This is a genomic window from Pseudomonas fakonensis (assembly GCF_019139895.1).
Classification (GTDB): domain Bacteria; phylum Pseudomonadota; class Gammaproteobacteria; order Pseudomonadales; family Pseudomonadaceae; genus Aquipseudomonas; species Aquipseudomonas fakonensis.
Window position 1 is genome coordinate 5,209,909 of record NZ_CP077076.1, and the last position, 19,906, is coordinate 5,229,814.

The 19,906-nt window shown below is 64.9% G+C and carries 20 protein-coding genes and 1 tRNA gene; 13 read left to right on the forward strand and 8 right to left on the reverse strand.

All coding sequences use genetic code 11. The annotated features are described in order from the left end of the window. Positions 1 to 8: 8 nt before the first annotated feature. Both hemH and KSS94_RS22960 read right to left on the reverse strand, forming a co-directional pair. A complete protein-coding gene (gene hemH / locus KSS94_RS22955) occupies positions 9 to 1,022 on the reverse strand; it encodes a ferrochelatase (protein ID WP_217840336.1) in 1,014 nt (337 codons plus the stop codon). 13 nt (positions 1,023 to 1,035) lie between these two features. Further along, positions 1,036 to 1,941 (reverse strand): TIGR01777 family oxidoreductase, encoded by a 906-nt coding sequence (locus KSS94_RS22960; RefSeq protein ID WP_217840337.1) that lies wholly within the window; start codon positions 1,939 to 1,941, stop codon positions 1,036 to 1,038. Positions 1,942 to 2,129: 188 nt separating this feature from the next. On the opposite strand from KSS94_RS22960, the gene KSS94_RS22965 reads away from it, so the two are divergent. From KSS94_RS22965 to KSS94_RS22985, 5 genes are all read left to right on the forward strand, one after another. After that, on the forward strand, positions 2,130 to 3,116 hold the full coding sequence (locus KSS94_RS22965) for an NAD(P)/FAD-dependent oxidoreductase (protein WP_217840338.1): 987 nt from the start codon (positions 2,130 to 2,132) through the stop codon (positions 3,114 to 3,116). Between the two features lie 106 nt (positions 3,117 to 3,222). Continuing rightward, positions 3,223 to 4,191 (forward strand): YbgA family protein, encoded by a 969-nt coding sequence (locus tag KSS94_RS22970; protein ID WP_217840339.1) that lies wholly within the window; start codon positions 3,223 to 3,225, stop codon positions 4,189 to 4,191. Beyond that, positions 4,181 to 5,050 carry a MerR family transcriptional regulator gene (locus tag KSS94_RS22975; protein ID WP_217840340.1) on the forward strand — a complete coding sequence of 290 codons (870 nt, stop codon included), beginning with the start codon at positions 4,181 to 4,183 and terminating at the stop codon, positions 5,048 to 5,050. The genes KSS94_RS22970 and KSS94_RS22975 overlap by 11 nt, the downstream gene beginning before the upstream one ends. 13 nt (positions 5,051 to 5,063) lie before the next feature. Continuing rightward, a complete protein-coding gene (phrB, locus tag KSS94_RS22980) occupies positions 5,064 to 6,500 on the forward strand; it encodes a deoxyribodipyrimidine photo-lyase (protein ID WP_217840341.1) in 1,437 nt (478 codons plus the stop codon). A 1-nt stretch (position 6,501) separates the two neighbouring features. Continuing rightward, a complete protein-coding gene (locus tag KSS94_RS22985) occupies positions 6,502 to 7,194 on the forward strand; it encodes an SDR family NAD(P)-dependent oxidoreductase (protein ID WP_217840342.1) in 693 nt (230 codons plus the stop codon). Positions 7,195 to 7,374: 180 nt separating this feature from the next. Here KSS94_RS22985 and KSS94_RS22990 read toward each other — a convergent pair whose 3' ends face one another. The 6 genes from KSS94_RS22990 to hemA all read right to left on the reverse strand — a co-directional run bounded on the left by KSS94_RS22990 (position 7,375) and on the right by hemA (position 12,729). Continuing rightward, entirely contained in the window at positions 7,375 to 7,893 is a 519-nt protein-coding gene (locus KSS94_RS22990) for an acyloxyacyl hydrolase (RefSeq protein WP_217840343.1), read from the reverse strand. Between the two features lie 108 nt (positions 7,894 to 8,001). Further along, a complete protein-coding gene (gene murI / locus KSS94_RS22995; protein WP_217840344.1) occupies positions 8,002 to 8,799 on the reverse strand; it encodes a glutamate racemase in 798 nt (265 codons plus the stop codon). Continuing rightward, positions 8,792 to 9,547: a molybdopterin-synthase adenylyltransferase MoeB gene (locus tag KSS94_RS23000; RefSeq protein ID WP_217840345.1), complete on the reverse strand. Its 756-nt coding sequence runs from the start codon at positions 9,545 to 9,547 to the stop codon at positions 8,792 to 8,794. The genes murI and KSS94_RS23000 overlap by 8 nt, the downstream gene beginning before the upstream one ends. Further along, a complete protein-coding gene (gene prmC, locus KSS94_RS23005; protein WP_217840346.1) occupies positions 9,541 to 10,371 on the reverse strand; it encodes a peptide chain release factor N(5)-glutamine methyltransferase in 831 nt (276 codons plus the stop codon). Before prmC ends, KSS94_RS23000 begins: the two co-directional genes overlap by 7 nt. Before the next feature lies 1 nt (position 10,372). Beyond that, positions 10,373 to 11,455: a peptide chain release factor 1 gene (gene prfA / locus KSS94_RS23010; RefSeq protein WP_186662811.1), complete on the reverse strand. Its 1,083-nt coding sequence runs from the start codon at positions 11,453 to 11,455 to the stop codon at positions 10,373 to 10,375. Next, positions 11,452 to 12,729, reverse strand: a complete 1,278-nt coding sequence (gene hemA / locus KSS94_RS23015; protein ID WP_217840347.1) for a glutamyl-tRNA reductase — start codon at positions 12,727 to 12,729, stop codon at positions 11,452 to 11,454. The genes prfA and hemA overlap by 4 nt, the downstream gene beginning before the upstream one ends. 297 nt (positions 12,730 to 13,026) lie before the next feature. On the opposite strand from hemA, the gene KSS94_RS23020 reads away from it, so the two are divergent. From KSS94_RS23020 to ychF, 8 genes are all read left to right on the forward strand, one after another. Beyond that, positions 13,027 to 14,745 carry a tetratricopeptide repeat protein gene (locus tag KSS94_RS23020; RefSeq protein ID WP_217840348.1) on the forward strand — a complete coding sequence of 573 codons (1,719 nt, stop codon included), beginning with the start codon at positions 13,027 to 13,029 and terminating at the stop codon, positions 14,743 to 14,745. Positions 14,746 to 14,748: 3 nt separating this feature from the next. Further along, a complete protein-coding gene (gene lolB / locus KSS94_RS23025) occupies positions 14,749 to 15,366 on the forward strand; it encodes a lipoprotein insertase outer membrane protein LolB (protein ID WP_217840349.1) in 618 nt (205 codons plus the stop codon). 4 nt (positions 15,367 to 15,370) lie between these two features. Further along, positions 15,371 to 16,231 (forward strand): 4-(cytidine 5'-diphospho)-2-C-methyl-D-erythritol kinase, encoded by an 861-nt coding sequence (gene ispE, locus KSS94_RS23030; protein WP_217840350.1) that lies wholly within the window; start codon positions 15,371 to 15,373, stop codon positions 16,229 to 16,231. A gap of 20 nt (positions 16,232 to 16,251) precedes the next feature. Next, positions 16,252 to 16,326, forward strand: a tRNA-Gln gene (locus KSS94_RS23035). Positions 16,327 to 16,371: 45 nt separating this feature from the next. After that, positions 16,372 to 17,313: a ribose-phosphate pyrophosphokinase gene (locus tag KSS94_RS23040; protein WP_217840351.1), complete on the forward strand. Its 942-nt coding sequence runs from the start codon at positions 16,372 to 16,374 to the stop codon at positions 17,311 to 17,313. Between the two features lie 120 nt (positions 17,314 to 17,433). Beyond that, complete coding sequence (locus KSS94_RS23045; RefSeq protein WP_217840352.1) at positions 17,434 to 18,030, forward strand: 50S ribosomal protein L25/general stress protein Ctc; 597 nt, start codon at positions 17,434 to 17,436, stop codon at positions 18,028 to 18,030. Positions 18,031 to 18,109: 79 nt separating this feature from the next. After that, positions 18,110 to 18,694, forward strand: a complete 585-nt coding sequence (gene pth, locus KSS94_RS23050; protein WP_217840353.1) for an aminoacyl-tRNA hydrolase — start codon at positions 18,110 to 18,112, stop codon at positions 18,692 to 18,694. A gap of 23 nt (positions 18,695 to 18,717) precedes the next feature. Beyond that, positions 18,718 to 19,818 carry a redox-regulated ATPase YchF gene (ychF, locus tag KSS94_RS23055; RefSeq protein ID WP_201174506.1) on the forward strand — a complete coding sequence of 367 codons (1,101 nt, stop codon included), beginning with the start codon at positions 18,718 to 18,720 and terminating at the stop codon, positions 19,816 to 19,818. Positions 19,819 to 19,906: the final 88 nt, after the last annotated feature.

The window sequence follows — 19,906 nt, forward strand, 5'->3', positions numbered from 1 at the left end:
ACCGAAACTCAAACCTTCTCACACATCCCCGCCAACACCCTCACCCACTCCGGGTGATCATTCAGGCACGGCACCAGCACCAGTTGCTCACCGCCCGCCTCGACGAACTGCTCGCTCCCCCGCATGCCGATCTCTTCCAGCGTCTCGATACAGTCGGCGACGAACGCCGGGCACATCACCAGCAGCTTCTTCACTCCGGCCTCGGCCAACTCGTCCAGGCGTGTCTCGGTATAGGGTTCGATCCACTTGGCCCGGCCCAACCGCGACTGGAACGACACCGACCACTTGCCATCGGGGATGCCCATCTTCGCCGCGAACGCCTTGGCCGTGGCCAGGCACTGGCCGCGGTAACACACCGCGCGCATTTCGGCACTGGCACCGGCGCAGCAGTCAGCAGCCTGGAAATCATGCGTGCCGGTAGGGTCGAGTTTTTTCAGATGGCGTTCGGGCAGGCCATGGAAGCTCAGCAGCAGGTGGTCGTAACCCTGCTCCAGGTGCGGCCTGGCGCTGGCCACCAGGGCATCGATGTACTCGGGGTGCTCGTAGAACGGCTGCAGCACGCGGGTTTCGAGCGGCAGGTTGCGCGCAGCGATGGTCTGCCTGGCCAGCTCCACCACGGTGGTGACGGTGCTGTCGGCAAACTGCGGGTACAGCGGCGCCAAAGTGACCTTGCGCACGCCCTGGGCGGCCAGGCGCTCCAGCACCTCGGGCAAAGCCGGCTGGCCATAGCGCATGGCGATTTCCACCGGGCCATGGGGCCAGTGGGCCGTCATTGCCTGCTGCAGGCGGCGGGTCAGCACCACCAGCGGCGAGCCCTCATCCCACCAGATCGAGGCATAGGCATGGGCCGACTGCTCAGGGCGCTTGACCAGGATCAGCGACACCAGCAAGCGCCGCACCGGCCAGGGCAGGTCGATCACGTACGGGTCCATGAGGAACTGGTTGAGATAGCGGCGCACGTCGGCCACCGAGGTGGAGGCCGGCGAACCCAGGTTGACCAGCAGCAGGGCATGATCGGTCATGCAGCGTCCTATGTCAGAGGCGGCTGGACAGCGCGTCCAGGGCCGATTGCAGATCGTTGTAGCGGAACGTGAAACCGGCGGCCAGCAGGCGCACCGGGCGCGCGCGCTGGCCGCCCAGCAGCAGCGTCGACAGCTCCCCCAGCCCGGCCTTGAGCAGCAGCGCCGGCACCGGCAGGAAGGCCGGCCGATGCAAGGTGCGGCCCAGGCACTTGGCGAACTCGCGGTTGCGCACCGGCTCCGGGGCGCAGGCATTATAAGGACCGCGGCAGTCCTTGTGCTGCAACAGAAAATCAATCAGGGCGATCTGGTCGTCGATATGCACCCAGGGCATCCACTGCCGGCCATTGCCCAAAGGCCCGCCCAGTCCCAGCTTGTAAGGCAGTAGCAGGCGCGACAAAAAGCCGCCGTCGCTGGCCAGCACCAACCCGGTACGCGCCAGCACCACACGGATGCCGAGGGTCTCGGCGCGGCTGGCGGTTTCTTCCCAGGCGATGCACAGCTGGCTGGCGAAGTCCTCCTTCACCGGTGGCGAAGCCTCGCTCAGCTCGCGCTCGCCGCCGTCGCCATACCAGCCCACCGCCGAGCCGGAAACCAGCACTTCGGGGCGCTGTTCGCGGCCCTCCATCCAGGCCAGCAACTGCTCGGTGAGGGTTATGCGGCTGGCCCACAGCAAGCTGCGCCGGCTTGCGGTCCAGTGCCGGTCGGCGATGGGCGCGCCGGCCAGGTTGACCACCGCATCCACCGCATCGTCCTGGGCAATTTCATCCAGCCGGGCAACGCCGCGCACGCCTGGGCCGCAGTGTTTCGCCACCTCGCCGGGGCTGCGGCTCCATACGGTCAGGCGATGGCCCTGCCCGTGCCACAGCTGGCACAGGTGGCGGCCGATCAACCCGGTACCACCGGTCAGCAATATATGCATGGCTGTGTCCTCACAGTTGGCAGCCGTGGTCTATTTTTAAGATCAAGGCACTTTTTTGACCGAACGCTCTCGGATAAACCATAGGCCAACCTGTATCTCGAGCGGAATATCCTTATACAGTATTTGTGCATTGTACAGGTTTGCCTGGCAGCGTAGGCTGCAACACAGCAAGGTTCGAAGAGGCCATCATGACTGTACCAATCGCCATCATCGGGGCCGGTATCGCTGGCCTTTCCGCCGCCCAGGCGCTGCAGAAGGCCGGGCAGAACGTCCACCTGTTCGACAAGGGCCACGGCAGTGGCGGGCGCATGGCCAGCAAGCGCAGCGAAGCCGGCGCGCTGGACCTCGGCGCCCAGTACTTCACCGCCCGCGACCGGCGCTTTGTCGAGCAGGTGCAGCAATGGGTCGCCGCCGGCTGGGCCGCGCAGTGGAAACCACAGCTGTACAACTACCGCGACGGTGAACTGACCCCCTCCCCCGACGAACAAACCCGCTGGGTTGGCGTGCCGCGCATGAGCGCCATCACCCGCGGCCTGCTCAAGGACGTCACGGTGAACTTCGGCTGCCGTATCGCCGAGGTGTTCCGCGGCAAGCAGTATTGGCACCTGCAAGACACCGAAGGCTGCAGCCACGGCCCGTTCAGCCAGGTGGTGATCGCCGTGCCGGCGCCCCAGGCCACCCCGCTGCTGGCCGCCACCCCCAAGCTTGCCGCCGTGGCCGCAGGCGTGCAGATGGAACCCACCTGGGCCGTCGCCCTGGGCTTTCAGAACGCACTGGAAACCCCCATGCAAGGCTGCTTCGTGCAGGATAACCCGCTCGACTGGCTGGCCCGCAACCGCAGCAAGCCCGGCCGTGACGAGCAGCTCGATACCTGGGTGCTGCACGCCACCTCGGACTGGAGCAAGCAGCACATCGACCTAACCAAGGAAAGCGTGATCGAACAGTTGTGGGGCGAATTCGCCGAGCTGATTGGCTGCGTGGTGCCGCCACCGACCTTCGCCCTTGCCCACCGCTGGTTGTACGCGCGTCCTGCCGGCAACCACGAATGGGGCGCGCTGGCCGATCCCGACCAAGGCCTTTATGCCTGCGGCGACTGGTGCCTGTCAGGCCGCGTCGAGGGCGCTTGGCTCAGCGGCCAGGAAGCCGCACGGCGTTTGCTCGAGCACCTGGAGTAGTTTCACCAGGCTTATACACAAATGGCTATTTGTATAAGTTCGGTTTTGTGCTGGAATAGTCTTGTACAAAAAATTAACTTTGTACAAGCCTATTCTGGAGGCCGCGATGACTGTTTCCCCACCCGGCCACAAGCCTCGCATCGCCATCAGCGCCTGCCTGGCCGGCCACGACGTACGCTACAACGCAGGCCACAAACATTCCGACCTGTGCCGCCAACTGCTCGGCGAACACTTCAACTGGGTGACCGTCTGCCCTGAGGTCGCCATTGGCCTGGGCGTGCCTCGCGAGCCCATCCGCCTGGTGGGCGACCCCGAGCACCCCATCGTCACCGGCAGCCGCGACAGCGGCGCCGACCTGTCCGGCCCGCTGCGCGCCTATGGTGAGCAGATGGCAGGCGAGCTCGACGACATCTGCGGCTACGTATTCATGCAAAAGTCTCCTTCCTGCGGGCTGGAGCGGGTCAAGGTGTATCAGGAAGATGGCCGCCCTGCCCTGAAGAGTGCCCGGGGCGCCTACGCCGCCGCCTTTTGCGATAACCGCCCGGACCTGCCGGTAGAGGAAGAAGGCCGCCTGCACGACCCGGTGCTGCGCGAGAACTTCATCAGCCGCGTGTACGCCTACGCCGACTGGCAGCAACTGCTGTTACAGGGCCTGAGCCGTGGCGCGCTGGTGCGCTTCCACGCCCGTTACAAATACCTGCTGATGGCCCACAACCCGCACGCCTATCGCACCCTGGGCAAGCTGCTGGGCAGCATGACCCGCGACGACGACCCGCAGCACGTCGGCCCCCGTTACTTCAGCCAGCTGATGCAGGCCCTGCGCCGCTGCGCCAGCCGCGGCACCCACTGCAACGTGCTGCTGCACCTGAGCGGCTACCTGCGCAACGACCTGGGCCAGGCTGACAAGGCCGAGCTCAAGCAACTGATCGCGCAGTACCAAAGTGGCGTGGTGCCGCTGGTGGTGCCACTGACCCTGCTCAAGCACCACCTGCGCAAACACCCCACCCCCTACCTGATGCAGCAGGCCTACCTGCAGCCTCACCCTGAGAACCTTGGACTACGCAATGCAATCTGACGACCTGCTCCCCATCGGCGAAGTGGCCCGGCTGACAGGGGTCAACCCGGTCACCCTGCGCGCCTGGGAGCGCCGCTACGGCCTGATCAAACCCCAGCGCACCGCCAAGGGCCACCGGCTTTATCCACAGGACCAGGTACAGCGCGTACACGATGTGCTGCGCTGGCTCGAACGCGGCGCTGCGGTGAGCCAGGTGCGCGAATTGCTGGACAACGCCGCCCACGCCGCCACCGAAGTTACCGGCGAATGGGGCGAGCGCATCAGCCAGATGACCCACGCCGTCGGCCGCCTGGCGCAGCGCCAGCTCGACCAGTTGCTCAACCAGGCCATGGCCCTGTACCCGGCCGTGACCGTGTGCGAGCACCTGCTGCTGCCGCTGCTCGGCACCTTGAGCCGGCGCTGGCAGTCGCACTTCGACGCACGCCTGGAACAGGCCTTCTTCAACACCTGGCTACGCAGCAAGCTGGGCGCCCGGGTGTACCACGACAGCCACTCCCTGGCCGGCCCCGCCGTACTGCTGGCCCGCACCGACGATAGCGCCTTCGATGCCGAATTCTGGCTGTGTGCCTGGCTGCTCAGCAGCAGTGGCCAGCCTTTGGAAATCCTTGAATGGCCGGTGGAACCGCGCCAGTTGCGCCAGGCCGTGGAGCTGCTGCAACCACGGGCCGTACTGCTGCACCTGGGCAGGCGCCCAGACCTCGCCGCCTGGGCGCGCGCGCTGAAAGACATCGGCACGCCCAAGCTGCTCGGCGGCCCGACCCTGAGCCTGCACCAAGGCGAACTTCAGCAGTTGGAGCTGCCCGACACACTGCTGTTCGACAGCCCCCAGGCCGCCCTGCGCGCCCTCCAGCAACCCTGACCGCGGACACCCCATGCAATTGATCTGGCTGCGCAGCGACCTGCGCATCGACGACAACACCGCCCTGGCGGCCGCCTGCCAGCGCGGGCCGACCATCGCCTTGTGGGTTGCCAGCCCCGGCCAGTGGCAGGCCCATGACGATGCCGCCTGCAAGGTGGACTTCTGGCTGCGTAACCTGCGCCAGCTGCGTGAAGGCCTGCAGGCGCTGAACATCCCGCTGCTGGTGCGCCACACCGACACCTGGGCCGATGTGCCGCAGACCGTGCTGGACGTCTGCCGCCAGCATGGCATCGAGGCAGTGCACTGGAACGACGAGTACGGGGTCAACGAGGCCCAACGCGACCAGGCCACCCATCAGCGCTTGCAGGACGAAGGCATCGCCGCCCACGGCCACCTCGACCAGTTGCTGTTCCAGCCCGGCACCATCCTCACCCGCGCCGGCCATTATTTTCAGGTGTTCAGCCAGTTCAAACGGGTGTGCCTGGAGCACCTGCACCGCAGCCTGCCGGCCCGCGCCGCGCAGGTGAAGGCCCAGGCCCCGCTGGCCATCGACAGCGACCCGATCCCGCAGCACATCGAAGGCTTCGAAGGCACCCCGCGGGCACTGCGCGAACACTGGCCGGCCGGCGAAGACGAAGCCCACCAGCGCCTGGCCCGCTTCATCGACGAACGCGTCGCGGACTACCCGCAACAGCGCGACCTGCCGGCCAAGCAAGGCACCAGCCAGCTTTCGCCTTATCTTGCTGCCGGGGTGATCTCGCCGCGCCAGTGCCTGCACGCGGCCCTTGCCAGCAACCACGGCGAGTTCGACAGCGGTAACGCCGGGGTGCAGACCTGGGTCAACGAGCTGCTCTGGCGCGAGTTCTACAAGCACATTCTGGTGGGTTATCCACAGGTGTCCCGGCACCGCGCTTTCCGCGCCCACACCGAGCACCTGCCCTGGCGCGACGCGCCGGATGACCTGCAAGCCTGGAAAGACGGCCGCACCGGTTTCCCGATCATCGACGCGGCGATGCGCCAGCTGCTGCACACCGGCTGGATGCACAACCGCCTGCGCATGATCGTTGCCATGTTCCTCAGCAAGAACCTGCTGATCGACTGGCGCGAAGGCGAGCGGCACTTCATGCGCCACCTGATCGACGGCGACCTGGCCGCCAACAACGGCGGTTGGCAGTGGAGCGCCTCCACCGGCACCGATGCAGTGCCGTACTTTCGGATCTTCAACCCGGTCACTCAATCGCAGCGTTTTGACGCGCAGGGCCTATTCATCCGGCACTGGCTGCCCGAATTGCACGGCCAAAGTGAAAAATTAATACATTTTCCGGTGAAATCCGCTGACCTCTTTGCTACTAATTCCTATGCACGTCCGATAGTCGATCTCGACAGTAGTCGCCAGCGGGCGCTGGAGGCCTTCAAAGGCCTGTCCGGCTGGCAGGATCAGGGGATTTGAATTGAGCATTTCACGCCGTTTCTGGGTTACAGGGGCCGCCGATGGACTAGGTCTGGCCCTGGTGAACCGGGCGCTCGTACACGGGCACCGGATTGCCGCCAGCGGTAGGGATGGCCAGGCACTTGACTCATTGGGCGATCAGGCAGGCGGGCAACTGCTGCGCCTGCCAGGCCAGTTGCACGATAGCGGCCAGGCCGAGGCTGCCGGCCTTGGCCTGCAACAAGCCTGGGGCGCCCTCGACCGTCTGGTGATCAATGCCGGGGCCTGCGATTACCTGCAAGCAGGGCTGGATGCCGGGCAAGTCTTCGAAGCGATTGCCACCAGCAATTTCAAGGCGACCGAACTGTGCCTGAAAGCCGCCTTGCCATTGCTGGCAAAGGGCGACCGGCCGCAAGTAATGGCCGTGCTCAGCCGCTATACCGCACAACAGCTGTACCACCCGACCCAGCCGGTGTCCGCCAGCAACAGCCTGGTGCAATGGCTGCGCGATCAACGCGCCACCCTCAAAGCCCTGGGCATCGACCTGACGCTGGTGGCCCCACAGCCGCTGAACAGCCCGCTGCCCCTGGCCATAGCTGAGGACTGGACGCCCGAGCGCACGGCCCAGGAGCTGATCGAACGGCTGGAGTTGCGTCAGCCGGAGCTGGTGCTTGAGGTGCTCAGGCCCGACAGGCTGTGGCCGCTGCCTGAGTAGCGTAACCGGCGCGATACCTGTAGGAGCAACTGTCTTGTGCTGCTTGAACCGGCCTCATCGCCGGCAAGCCGGCTCCTACAGGTACGGCACGGACCTGAAGCTTATGCAATCCCTGTGAGAGCGGCTTTAGCCGCGAAGCAGGCGCCGCGGTCGATGGCACCGGCGGGCAGCGCTACGCCGCTACAGCGCCATGCGGTAATGCAGCGCGTAGCTCTCCACCCCATCGTTGGGTTGCTTGATGCCGGCATTGGAGTAGTGAATGGCGCGAACTCCCACCTCATGGCCCCCGGCAAAACGCAGGCCGAAACCGATGCGGTCCTCGAACTGGAACGATGAACCGAGCTCATTGCTCTCAAGCTCGGTGCTGGAGAACGCCGCCACACCAATACCGGCCTCGATGTAAGGCTTCACCGACTCGCCGGCAAACTCATAGACGAACACCGGTGCAAACGACAGGCTGTGGTTGCTGGCAGTCTTGTCACCGTCCCAGTAGCTGTAGGCCCCATCCCAATAGCCTGTCAGGCGCCCGACGCTGGTCTGCCACCAGCTGGCATCCCAGTTCGTTTGCAGCCCCAGGCGGTAGACCATGCTCGAATCACCGGTCTGCCCTACCGAAAACGAAATGTCTGCGGCCTGAACGGCCAATACCTGCCCCAGCGAAACAGCGGCAACCGCCGCCAAAACACAGAGTTTCTTCATGAGAAACACCCTTCTTCCTGATGTTGTTGTCAGTGTTCGCCTGGCGCGCAGGCTGAAAGGTAGAAACCGGCGATGGAACGATAGTTCCACCCACTTTTCACACTTCTTTCACATCGGCAAGCGTTGCACGCTGTCGGGTGTATGCCACAACAGCGGCAGGACGTTTTCCAGGTTGCCTGGGTCGGCGCTGCTCCAGAACCGGGTAGCCCGCGCCGGCCCTTCGGCCAACAGCCCGCGGGCGCCCAGCAACCGTTGCAGTTGCCGCGCCACGGCGGCGCCGGTGTCGATGATCGCCACCTCGGCCGGGACCATGCCGGCCAGCAGCGGGCGCAGGAAGGGGTAATGCGTGCAGCCGAGAATCACCGTGTCGCAGCCCGCCGCCAGCAGCGGTTGCAAGTAACCGGCCAGCAGCTCGCGCAGCATGGGGCTGGCCAGGTCGCCGGCCTCGATGCGCTCGACCAGGCCCGGGCACGGCTGGGTGATTACCTGCACGTCACTTGCGAAGCGGTCGAGCAAGGCGGCGAACTTGGCACTTTGCAGGGTGCCGGTGGTGGCCAGCACGCCGACCACGCCGGAGCGGGTGGCCGCTGCCGCCGGTTTGACCGCAGGTTCCATGCCCACCAGTGGCCAGTGCGGGTAGCGCTCACGCAGGTCGGCCACCGCCGCCACGGTGGCGGTGTTGCAGGCCAGCACCATGGCCTTGGCGCCCTGCTGGTGGAAGAACCCGGCGATATGGCGCAGGCGCTGGCGAATGTAGTCGGGGGTTTTCTCGCCGTAGGGCACGTGGCCGCTGTCAGCCACGTACAGCAAGGACTCGTTGGGCAGCAGGCGCTGGATCTCGGCGAGCACCGACAAGCCGCCGACCCCCGAGTCCATCACGCCCACCGGCGCCGAACGTTCAGCCATGGCGGCTGGCGCACACGGCGCAGGCCGGGTCGCGCTTGACCCGCAGCTCGCGCATACGGGTGCTCAAGGCGTCGATCAGCAGCAGGCGGCCCACCAGCGGCTCGCCGAAACCGGCCAGCAGCTTGAGCGCCTCCAGCGCCTGCAGGCTGCCCACCAGGCCCACCAGCGGGCCAAGCACGCCGGCCTCGCTACAGGTCAGCTCGGCCTCGCTGCCATGGCCGTACAGGCAGTGGTAGCAGGGGCTGTTGTCACGCCGGGTGTCGAACACCGACAGCTGGCCTTCGAGGCGGATCGCCGCACCACTGACCAGTGGCTTGCCGGCTGCCACGCAGGCGGCGTTGACCGCCTCGCGGGTGCCGAAGTTGTCGGAGCAGTCGAGCACCACGTCCACCGCGGCAACGGCCGCGGCCAGCGAGTCTTCGTCCAGCGCCTGGCGATGGGCGATCAGCGCGACCTCGGGGTTGATCGCCTGCAGGCGCTGGATCGCCGAATCCACCTTGCTCATGCCGACGCTGGCGTTGTCGTGGATGACCTGGCGTTGCAGGTTGGTAAGGTCGACGGTATCGAAGTCGGCCAGGTGCAGTTCGCCGACACCGGCTGCCGCCAGGTACAACGCCACCGGCGAGCCCAGGCCGCCAAGGCCGATTACCAGGGCCTTGCCGTGTTTCAGGCGCAACTGGCCGTCGATATCCACCTGCGACAGCAGAATCTGACGGCTGTAGCGCAGCAGCTCCTGGTCACTCAGCATGGCAGGCGCCCCAGGCTGATGCGCTCATGCCCGCCCAAGTCGATACGGCTGGCCACCTCGATGAAACCGGCGGCAGCGAGCAGCTCGCGCACCTGCGCGGCCTGGTCGTAACCGTGCTCGAGCAACAGCCAACCGCCGGGCAGCAGGTGTTGCGGGGCCTGGGCAACGATCAGCCGCAAATCGTCCAGGCCGTCTTCACCGGCTACCAAAGCACTGCTGGGCTCAAAACGCACGTCGCCTTCGGCCAGGTGCGGGTCGGCAGCGCGGATGTAGGGCGGGTTGCTCAGAATCAGGTCGAAACGCTCGCCGGCCAGCGCGCTGTACCAGTGGCTGGTACGCACCTGCACATTGCCCAGCCCCAGGCGCTGGCGGTTGCGCTCGGCCAGGGCCACGGCCTCGTCGACACGGTCGAGCGCCGTCACCTGCCAGGCCGGGCACTCGCTGGCCAAGGCCAGGGCGATCGCACCGGTGCCGGTACCGAGGTCGAGCACCCGGGCCGGTTTGGCCGGCACCAGCTCCAGCGCGGTTTCCACCAGCAGCTCGGTGTCCGGGCGCGGGATCAGCGTGTGCGGCGCCACCTCCAGGTCGAGCTTCCAGAAGCCCTGCTGGCCCAGAATGTAGGCCACCGGCTCACCCGCGCGACGCCGCGCGAGGTAACCGGCGTAGATTTCGGCCGCCTCGCTGCTGACGATGCGCTCGGGCCAGGTGTGCAGGTAGCTGCGCGACTTGCCCAGGGCTGCGGCCAGCAGCAGCTCGGCGTCCAGGCGCTCGGAGGGCGATTCCGGCAGCTGCGCGTTGCGCAGCAGGCTGGCGATGATGGTCATGTCAGTCCCCCAGCGCGGCCAGCTGATCGGCCTGGTATTCGGCCAGCAGCGGCTCGATCACCGCATCCACGCCACCGGCAAGGATGTCGTCCAGGGAGTAGAGGGTGAGGTTGATGCGGTGGTCGGTGACCCGACCCTGCGGGTAGTTGTAGGTACGGATGCGCTCGGAGCGGTCGCCCGAGCCCACCAGCAGCTTGCGCTCGCTGGCGATGGCGTTCTGCGCGGCGCTGGTCTGCATGTCGTTGAGCTTGGCCGACAGCCAGGACATGGCGCGGGCACGGTTCTTGTGCTGCGAACGCTCCTCCTGGCACTCCACCACGATACCGGTGGGCAAGTGGGTGATGCGGATCGCCGAGTCGGTCTTGTTGACGTGCTGGCCGCCGGCGCCAGAGGCGCGGTAGGTATCCACCCGCAGGTCGGCCGGATTGATCTCGATGGCTACCTGCTCGTCGGGCTCGGGCAACACCGCCACGGTGCACGCCGAGGTGTGGATACGGCCTTGCGACTCGGTCTCGGGCACGCGCTGCACACGGTGCGCGCCAGACTCGAACTTGAGCTTGCCGTACACGCTGTCGCCCTCGACCCGGGCGATGATCTCTTTGTAGCCGCCGTGTTCACCCTCGTTTTCAGAGAGGATCTCCAGGCGCCAGCCGCGCTTTTCGGCATAGCGCGAGTACATGCGGAACAGGTCGCCGGAGAAGATCGCCGCCTCGTCGCCACCGGTACCGGCACGGATTTCGAGGAACACGTTGCGCCCGTCGTTGGGGTCCTTGGGCAGCAGCATTCGCTGCAGCTGCGACTCCAGGCCCACCAGTTGCTCCTTGGCCTCGCGCACTTCTTCCACGGCCATTTCGCGCAGGTCAGGGTCGGCGTCCTTGAGCAGCGCCTGGGCGCCCTCCAGGTCGTCCTGCACCTTGCGCCACTCTTTATAGGCGCCGATCACCGGCTCGACTTCGGCGTACTCGCGGGAGTAGGCGCGAAAGCGCGTCTGGTCGGAAATGACTTCGGCGTCACCGAGCAGGGCGGTGAGTTCCTCGAAGCGGTCCTGGAGCGTGTCCAGTTTGTTCAGCAGCGACGCTTTCATTGCGGGGGTTTGTCCGTCGAGCCCTCGTTGAGGGCAAAGAGTTCCTGGGCCATGGCCAGCGCATCGAGGCGGCCTTCGGCAGAGAGCTTTTTCAGTTGCACGCTGGGGGCATGCAGCAGCTTGTTGGTCAGGCCCCGGGCCAGCTGCATCAGCACGTCTTCGGGGTTGGAGCCATTGCCCAGCAAGCGCAGGGCCTTTTGCAGTTCTTCGTCACGCAGGCGCTCGCTTTGCTGGCGGTAAGCCTTGAGCACATCCACTGCGGCCAGCTCGCGCAGGCGCACCATGAAGTCATCAGCGCCGACCGAAACCAGCTCTTCGGCGGCCTGGGCCGCACCCTGGCGGCTCTTGAGGTTTTCGGCCACCACTTCGTGAAGGTCGTCGACGGTGTACAGGTACACGTCGTCAAGGTCCCCTACCTGCGGCTCGATATCCCGCGGCACGGCGATGTCGACCATGAAGATCGGCTTGTGCCTGCGCTGCTTCAGCGCGCTTTCCACCGCACCCTTGCCCAGAATCGGCAGTTGGCTGGCGGTGGAGCTGATGACGATATCGCTGTTGGCCAGCTCCTGGGGGATATCCGACAGCAGCACCGCGTGGGCGCCGAACTGCTCGGCAAGAATGCTTGCCCGTTCCAGCGTGCGGTTGGCCACGACGATGCGGCGCACGCCCTGCTCGTGCAGGTGGCGGGCCACCAGGGTGATGGTTTCGCCGGCACCAATCAGCAGCGCCTGGCTGCGGCCCAGGTCGGAGAAGATCTGCCGGGCCAGGCTCACTGCGGCAAAGGCCACCGACACCGGGTTTTCGCCGATGGCAGTGTCGGTGCGCACCTGCTTGGCGGCGCTGAAGGTGGCCTGGAACAGCCGCCCGAGCAGCGGCCCGACAGTGCCGGCTTCACGTGCCACGGCATAGGCCGACTTCATCTGGCCGAGAATCTGCGGCTCGCCCAGCACCAGCGAGTCCAGGCCCGAGGCCACACGCATCATGTGCTTGACCGCATCGTGCTCTTCGTGGACGTAGGCGCTGGCGCGCAGTTCGTCCAGGCTCAGCCGGTGATAGTCGGCCAGCCATTGCAGCACGGCATCGGCGGACAGGTGGTCCTGCTCTATATAAAGCTCGCTGCGGTTGCAGGTGGACAGGATCGCCGCCTCGCGGCTGGCGGTCAGTCGGCAGAGCTGCTGCAGGGCGTCGACCAGTTGCTCTGGGGTAAACGCCACGCGCTCGCGTACGTCTACCGAGGCAGTCTTATGGTTGATACCAAGTGCAAGAAAGGCCATGCAAGGTCGCTGGTTGGGACGTGAAGCCGATAATTGTCCTACTTCGCAGGTTCCAGAACAACCACCGTTCGCTATTGTGCTGCCATGACGCAATTATCTGTAGGAGCCGGCTTGCCGGCGATGGGGCCCGAGCAGGCAGTGGATGGCACCGGCAAGCCGGCTCCCACAGGGGCCCTGATCGGAACCACCCCCACCCCGCCATGGTCGCAGTTAACCGGACGTTGCGCGGGTGGGTTTGCCACGGCGCTTGTGTCATCATGCTCCGACCGCCGGTTGAGCCTCTTTATTAAGCCTCATATGAATAAATCCTACGCACTGCTGCTCGCCCTCGCCCTGCTTCAAGGCTGCCAGAGCCTGGCCCCGAAGACGGACGCCCAGTCGCCCGCCGACGCCGACAAGCAGGCGGAAAAACCGGTGGTGTACGGCTCGTTCAAGCAGGACACCCTGTACAGCCTGCTGGTGGCAGAGCTTGCCGGCCAGCGCAACCGCTTCGACATCGCCCTGGCCAACTACGCCGACCAGGCGGAAAAAACCCAGGACCCAGGGGTTTCCGAGCGCGCCTACCGCATTGCCGAATACCTTGGTGCTGACGAGCCGGCCTTGGACAGCGCGCTGATCTGGGCCCGCAACGACCCGCAAAACCTCGACGCCCAGCGCGCCGCCGCCATTCAGCTGGCCCGCGCCGGGCGCTACGACGACTCCATGGTGTACATGGAGAAGGTCCTGCAGGGCCAGGGCGACACCCATTTCGACTTCCTCGCGCTGTCCGCCGCCGAAACCGACCAAAGCACCCGCGACGGCCTGATGCAGAGCTTCGACCGCCTGCTGGTGAAATACCCCGACAACGGCCAGCTGGTGTTCGGCAAGGCGCTGCTGCTGAACCAGGACAACAAGCCCGAGCAAGCACTCGACCTGCTCGAGGCACACCCGCCGCAAAACGGCGAGATCGCCCCGATCCTGCTGCGCGCCCGCCTTTTGCAGGCCATGGACCGTGGCCCGGAAGCGCTGCCGCTGCTGCGCGGTGCGATCCGCGACAACCCCGACGACAAGCGCCTGCGCCTGACCTATGCACGCACCCTGGTCGAGCAGGACCGCATCGATGACGCCAAAGCCGAGTTCGAAAGCCTGCTGCAGCAGTACCCCGAAGACGACGAGGTGCGCTATTCGCTGGCCCTGGTGTGCATGGAAACCAAGCACTGGGACGAAGCCGAGGGCTACCTGCAGGAAATGGTCGAGCGCGACAGCAATGCCGACGCCGCCCACTTCAACCTCGGCCGCATCCGCGAGGAGCGCGGCCTGCCGGCTTCAGCCCTGCGTGAATACGCCCTGGTCGGTGCCGGCCCGGACTACCTGCCGGCGCAGCTGCGCCAGGCCGACATTCTCATCGCCAACGGCCGCAGCGCCGAGGCCTCGCGCCTGCTTGCCGAAGCCCGCGAAGCGCAGCCCGACTACGCCATCCAGCTGTACCTGATCGAAGCCGAGAGCCTGGGCAACAACGCCAAGGAGGCCCAGGCCGACCAGGTGCTGCAACAGGCGATCAAGCGCTACCCCGACGACCTCAACCTGCTCTACACCCGTGCCATGCTCGCCGAAAAACGCGACGACCTGCCGGAAATGGAGAAGGACCTGCGCGCGATCATCGCCCGCGAGCCGGAAAACGCCATGGCCCTGAACGCCCTGGGCTACACCCTGGCCGACCGCACCACGCGCTACGCCGAAGCCAAGGCACTGATCGACAAGGCCCACCAGCTGACCCCGGACGACCCGGCCGTGCTCGACAGCCTGGGCTGGGTCAACTACCGCATGGGCAAGCTCGATGAAGCCGAGCGCCTGTTGCGCCAGGCCTTCGAGCGCTTCCCCGACCATGAAGTGGCCGCCCACCTGGGCGAAGTGCTGTGGGCCAACGGCAAGCGCCGCGAAGCCCGCCAGTTCTGGGCCAAGGGCTTCGAAGCCCAGCCCGACAGCCCCATCCTGCGCAAGACCTTGCTGCGCCTGACCGGATCCGAGAGCCTGTAAACCATGCTGCTGCGCCATTGCATTACCTTCACCCTCATCGCCCTGCTGGCCGGCTGCGCCGGTTTCGGCAGCAAAGAAGCCGTACGCGGCCAGGGCAACCCGCAACAGTGGCGCGAGCACAAGCAGCAGCTGAGCACCCTCGACGGCTGGCAGATCAACGGCAAGGTCGGTATCCGCGCCCCGCGTGACTCGGGCAGCGGCACGCTGTTCTGGCTACAGCGCCAGGACTACTACGACATCCGCCTGGCCGGCCCGCTGGGCCGCGGCGCCGCACGCCTGACCGGGCGCCCCGGCGGCGTCACGCTGGAGGTGGCCAACCAGGGCCGCTATCAAGCCGAAAACCCTGAAGCGCTGCTGGAAGAACAGCTCGGTTGGCGCCTGCCGGTGTCACACCTGGTGTGGTGGGTGCGCGGCCTGCCGGCCCCCGACAGCAAAAGCCAACTGACCCTGGACGGCGACAGCCGCCTGGCCGCCCTGACCCAGGACGGCTGGCAGGTCGAATACCTCAGCTATACCGAGCAGAACGGCTACTGGCTGCCCGAGCGCCTGAAGCTGCACGGCGAGAACATCGACGTGACGCTGGTAGTGAAGGACTGGCAACCGCGCCAGCTGGGGCACTGAAACCATGGAACAGCTGCTGCTCCCGGCCCCGGCCAAGCTCAACCTGTGGCTGCACATCACCGGCCGGCGCCCGGACGGTTACCACGAGCTGGAAACCGTGTTCCAGTTTCTCGACCACGCTGACGAACTGGGTTTTGCCCTGCGTGGCGACGGCCAGATACGCCTGAACACCGAGATCGACGGCGTGCCCCACGACAGCAACCTGATCGTGCGCGCCGCGCGCCTGCTGCAGCAGCAGACCGGCACAGCGCTTGGCGCCGACATCTGGCTGCACAAGGTGCTGCCCATGGGTGGCGGCATCGGCGGCGGCAGCTCCGACGCCGCCACCACCCTGCTGGGCCTGGCCCACCTGTGGCAACTGGATTGGAGTGAAGACCGCCTGGCCGCACTGGGCCTGACCCTAGGCGCCGACGTGCCGGTGTTCGTGCGTGGCCACGCGGCGTTTGCCCAGGGCGTGGGCGAGCAACTGACCCCGGTCGCCCCCCAAGAACCCTGGTATGTCGTACTGGTGCCGCAAGTGTCTGTCAGCACAGCGGAAATTTTTTCGCATCCAGAGTTGACACGTGATTCCCTCCCCCTTAAGATGCGCCCCGTTCCCGAGGGAAACAGTCGAAATGACTGCCAACCGGTGGTAGAGCAGCGTTATCCAGAAGTTCGCAATGCGTTGAATTCACTGGGTAAATACACCGAAGCTCGAATGACCGGCACTGGAAGTTGTGTTTTTGGGGCCTTCCCAAGCAAAGCCGAAGCTGATAGAGTTCTGGCCCTTCTTTCAGAGACCCAAACAGGGTTTGTGGCGAAAGGAAGCAACGTTTCGATGTTGCATCGCAAGCTGCAGAGCCTGCTCAAGAAGTCGAGCGCATAAGCGTTCGCAGCAACAGATACAGGGGCGTCGCCAAGCGGTAAGGCAGCAGGTTTTGATCCTGCCATGCGTTGGTTCGAATCCAGCCGCCCCTGCCATTTCTTCTATTCATCCAGGTTACCCTCAGCCTTCAGGTACTGCGCGTGTCCAAGATGATGGTCTTCACGGGGAATGCCAACCCCGATCTGGCTCGGCGTGTCGTACGTCAGCTGCATATTCCACTGGGTGATGTGTCTGTCGGTAAATTCTCCGACGGCGAGATCAGTGCTGAAATCAACGAAAACGTTCGCGGTAAAGACGTCTTCATCATTCAGCCGACCTGTGCCCCAACCAACGACAACCTGATGGAACTGGTAGTGATGGCCGACGCCTTCCGCCGCTCCTCAGCGTCGCGAATCACCGCCGTGATTCCTTACTTCGGATACGCCCGCCAGGACCGCCGTCCGCGTTCGGCACGTGTAGCCATCAGCGCCAAAGTCGTCGCTGACATGCTCACTGTCGTGGGTATCGACCGTGTTCTCACCGTCGACCTGCACGCTGACCAGATCCAGGGCTTCTTCGATATCCCCGTCGACAACATCTACGGCTCGCCCGTACTGGTCGACGACATCGAAGACCAGCGTTTCGAGAACCTGATGATCGTCTCCCCGGACATCGGTGGTGTGGTGCGTGCCCGCGCCGTCGCCAAGTCCCTGGGCGTCGACCTGGGTATCATCGACAAACGCCGCGAAAAGGCCAATCACTCCGAAGTGATGCACATTATCGGTGATGTCGAAGGTCGCACCTGCATCCTGGTCGACGACATGGTCGACACCGCCGGCACCCTGTGCCACGCGGCCAAGGCCCTGAAAGAACACGGCGCTGCCAAGGTTTACGCCTACTGCACGCACCCTGTCCTGTCGGGCCGCGCAATCGAGAACATCGAGAAGTCGGTACTGGACGAGCTGGTGGTGACCAACACCGTTCCGCTGTCCGCCGCTGCTCAAGCCTGTGACCGTATCCGTCAGCTGGATATCGCACCGGTTGTGGCTGAAGCGATGCGTCGCATCAGCAATGAAGAATCGATCAGCGCGATGTTCCGCTAAGCGGACCACGTGTTGATATGAAGCGCCCCGCCCCAACACCTGTTGGGGCGGGGCTTTTTTGCCATCCCCGTCCGGCGCTGGTCGCAAACGCCTTTCGGGAGGCTATTTTGGAGAAACAAAATGACTGACTTCATCCTGAACGCCCAAGCGCGTACTGACCTGGGGAAAGGTGCGAGCCGCCGCCTGCGTCACTCCGCCAACATCCCTGCCGTTGTTTACGGTGGCGATAAAGAAGCCCAATCCCTGACCATCGTGGCCAAGGAAATCGCCAAGCTGTTCGAAAACGAAGCTGCCTTCAGCCACGTTATCGAACTGAACGTCGATGGCGCCAAGCAAAACGTCGTGGTCAAGGCCATGCAGCGTCACCCGGCCAAAGGCTTCATCATGCACGCCGACTTCGTTCGCGTCGTTGCTGGCCAGAAACTGACCGCCAAGGTACCGGTTCACTTCGTCGGCGAAGAAGCCCCGGTCAAGAAAGGCGGCGAAATCTCGCACGTCGTTTCCGAGATCGAAGTTTCCTGCGAAGCCAAAGACCTGCCTGAGTTCATCGAAGTCGACCTGGCCAACGCCGAAGTCGGCACCATCATCCACCTGTCGGACCTGAAAGCTCCGAAAGGCGTAGAGTTCGTCGCTCTGGCCCACGGTGATGACAAAGCTGTTGCCAACGTCCACGCCCCGCGCGTAGCCGCTGACGCTGCTGAAGGCGCTGCCGAGTAATCCACTCGCACGCCGGCGTTGATCGGGTTACAGTGCCGCGCGCACCGTAACCCACCAACACCAAGGAAGAGCCCCTGACGTGACCGCCATCCAGTTGATCGTTGGCCTGGGTAACCCCGGCCCCGAATACGAACAGACCCGGCATAACGCAGGGGCTCTTTTCGTTGAACGCATTGCCAGTGCCCAGCGCGTATCGCTGACTGCTGACAAAAAGTATTTCGGCCTGACGGCTAAATTCAGCCATCAGGGCAACGATGTTCGTCTGTTGATCCCCACCACCTACATGAACCGCAGCGGCCAGGCCGTGGCGGCATTGGCGAATTTCTTCCGGATCAAACCGGACGCCATTCTGGTGGCCCACGACGAACTCGACCTGCCTCCTGGCGTCGCCAAGCTCAAGAAGGGCGGCGGCCACGGCGGGCATAACGGCCTGCGCGACATCATCGCGCAGCTCGGCAACCAGAACGACTTCCACCGCCTGCGGCTTGGCATTGGCCACCCGGGCGACGCCAGGCTGGTCTCCAACTTCGTCCTGGGCCGCGCGCCGCGCGCCGAGCAGGAGAAGCTCGACGCCAGCATCGATTTTGCCCTCGGCGTGCTGCCGGACGTGCTCACTGGCGACTTCGCCAAAGCGATGCGCGAGCTGCACAGCCAGAAGGCCTGACAACTCTCTAAAGGGGAATTTCCATGGGTTTCAATTGCGGCATCGTCGGCCTGCCCAACGTCGGCAAGTCCACCCTGTTCAACGCCCTGACCAAGTCCGGCATCGCGGCGGAGAACTTCCCCTTCTGCACCATCGAGCCGAACAGCGGCATCGTGCCGATGCCCGACGCACGCCTGGCGGCACTGGCCGAGATCGTCAAACCGAACCGCATCCTGCCGACCACCATGGAGTTCGTCGACATTGCAGGCCTGGTGGCCGGCGCGTCGAAAGGTGAAGGCCTGGGCAACAAGTTCCTCGCCAACATCCGCGAGACCGATGCCATCGCCCACGTGGTGCGCTGCTTCGAAGACGAGAACGTGATCCACGTTTCCAACAGCGTCGACCCCAAGCGCGACATCGAGATCATCGACCTCGAACTGATCTTCGCCGACCTCGACAGCTGCGAAAAGCAACTGCAGAAGGTTGCCCGCAACGCCAAGGGTGGCGACAAGGAAGCCCTGGCGCAAAAGGCCATTCTCGAGAAGCTGATCCCGCACTTCACCGAAGGCAAGCCGGCGCGCAGCCTGATGAAGAACATGGCTGATGACGAGAAGGCGCTGATCCGCGGCTTCCACCTGCTGACCAGCAAGCCGGTGATGTACATCGCCAACGTGGCCGAAGACGGCTTCGACAACAACCCGCACCTGGACGTGGTCAAGGCCATCGCCGAAGAAGAAGGCGCGGTGGTGGTACCGGTGTGCAACAAGATCGAAGCCGAAATCGCCGAGCTGGACGACGGCGAAGAGAAGGACATGTTCCTCGAGGCCCTGGGCCTGGAAGAGCCTGGCCTGAACCGCGTGATCCGCGCCGGCTACGAGCTGCTCAACCTGCAGACCTACTTCACCGCAGGCGTGCAGGAAGTTCGCGCCTGGACCGTACGCGTAGGTGCCACCGCACCACAGGCCGCCGGCGTGATCCACACCGACTTCGAAAAAGGCTTCATCCGCGCCGAAGTGGTCGCCTATGACGACTTCATCCAGTTCAAGGGTGAGAGCGGTGCCAAGGAAGCCGGCAAATGGCGCCTGGAAGGCAAGGACTACATCGTCAAGGACGGTGACGTGATGCACTTCCGCTTTAACGTCTAAGCCAGTAGCCCCAGGCCAATGGCGTAAAAAACCCCTTGAGGCACATGACCTCAAGGGGTTTTTCTTTTCTTGCCAGGCCAATCAAATC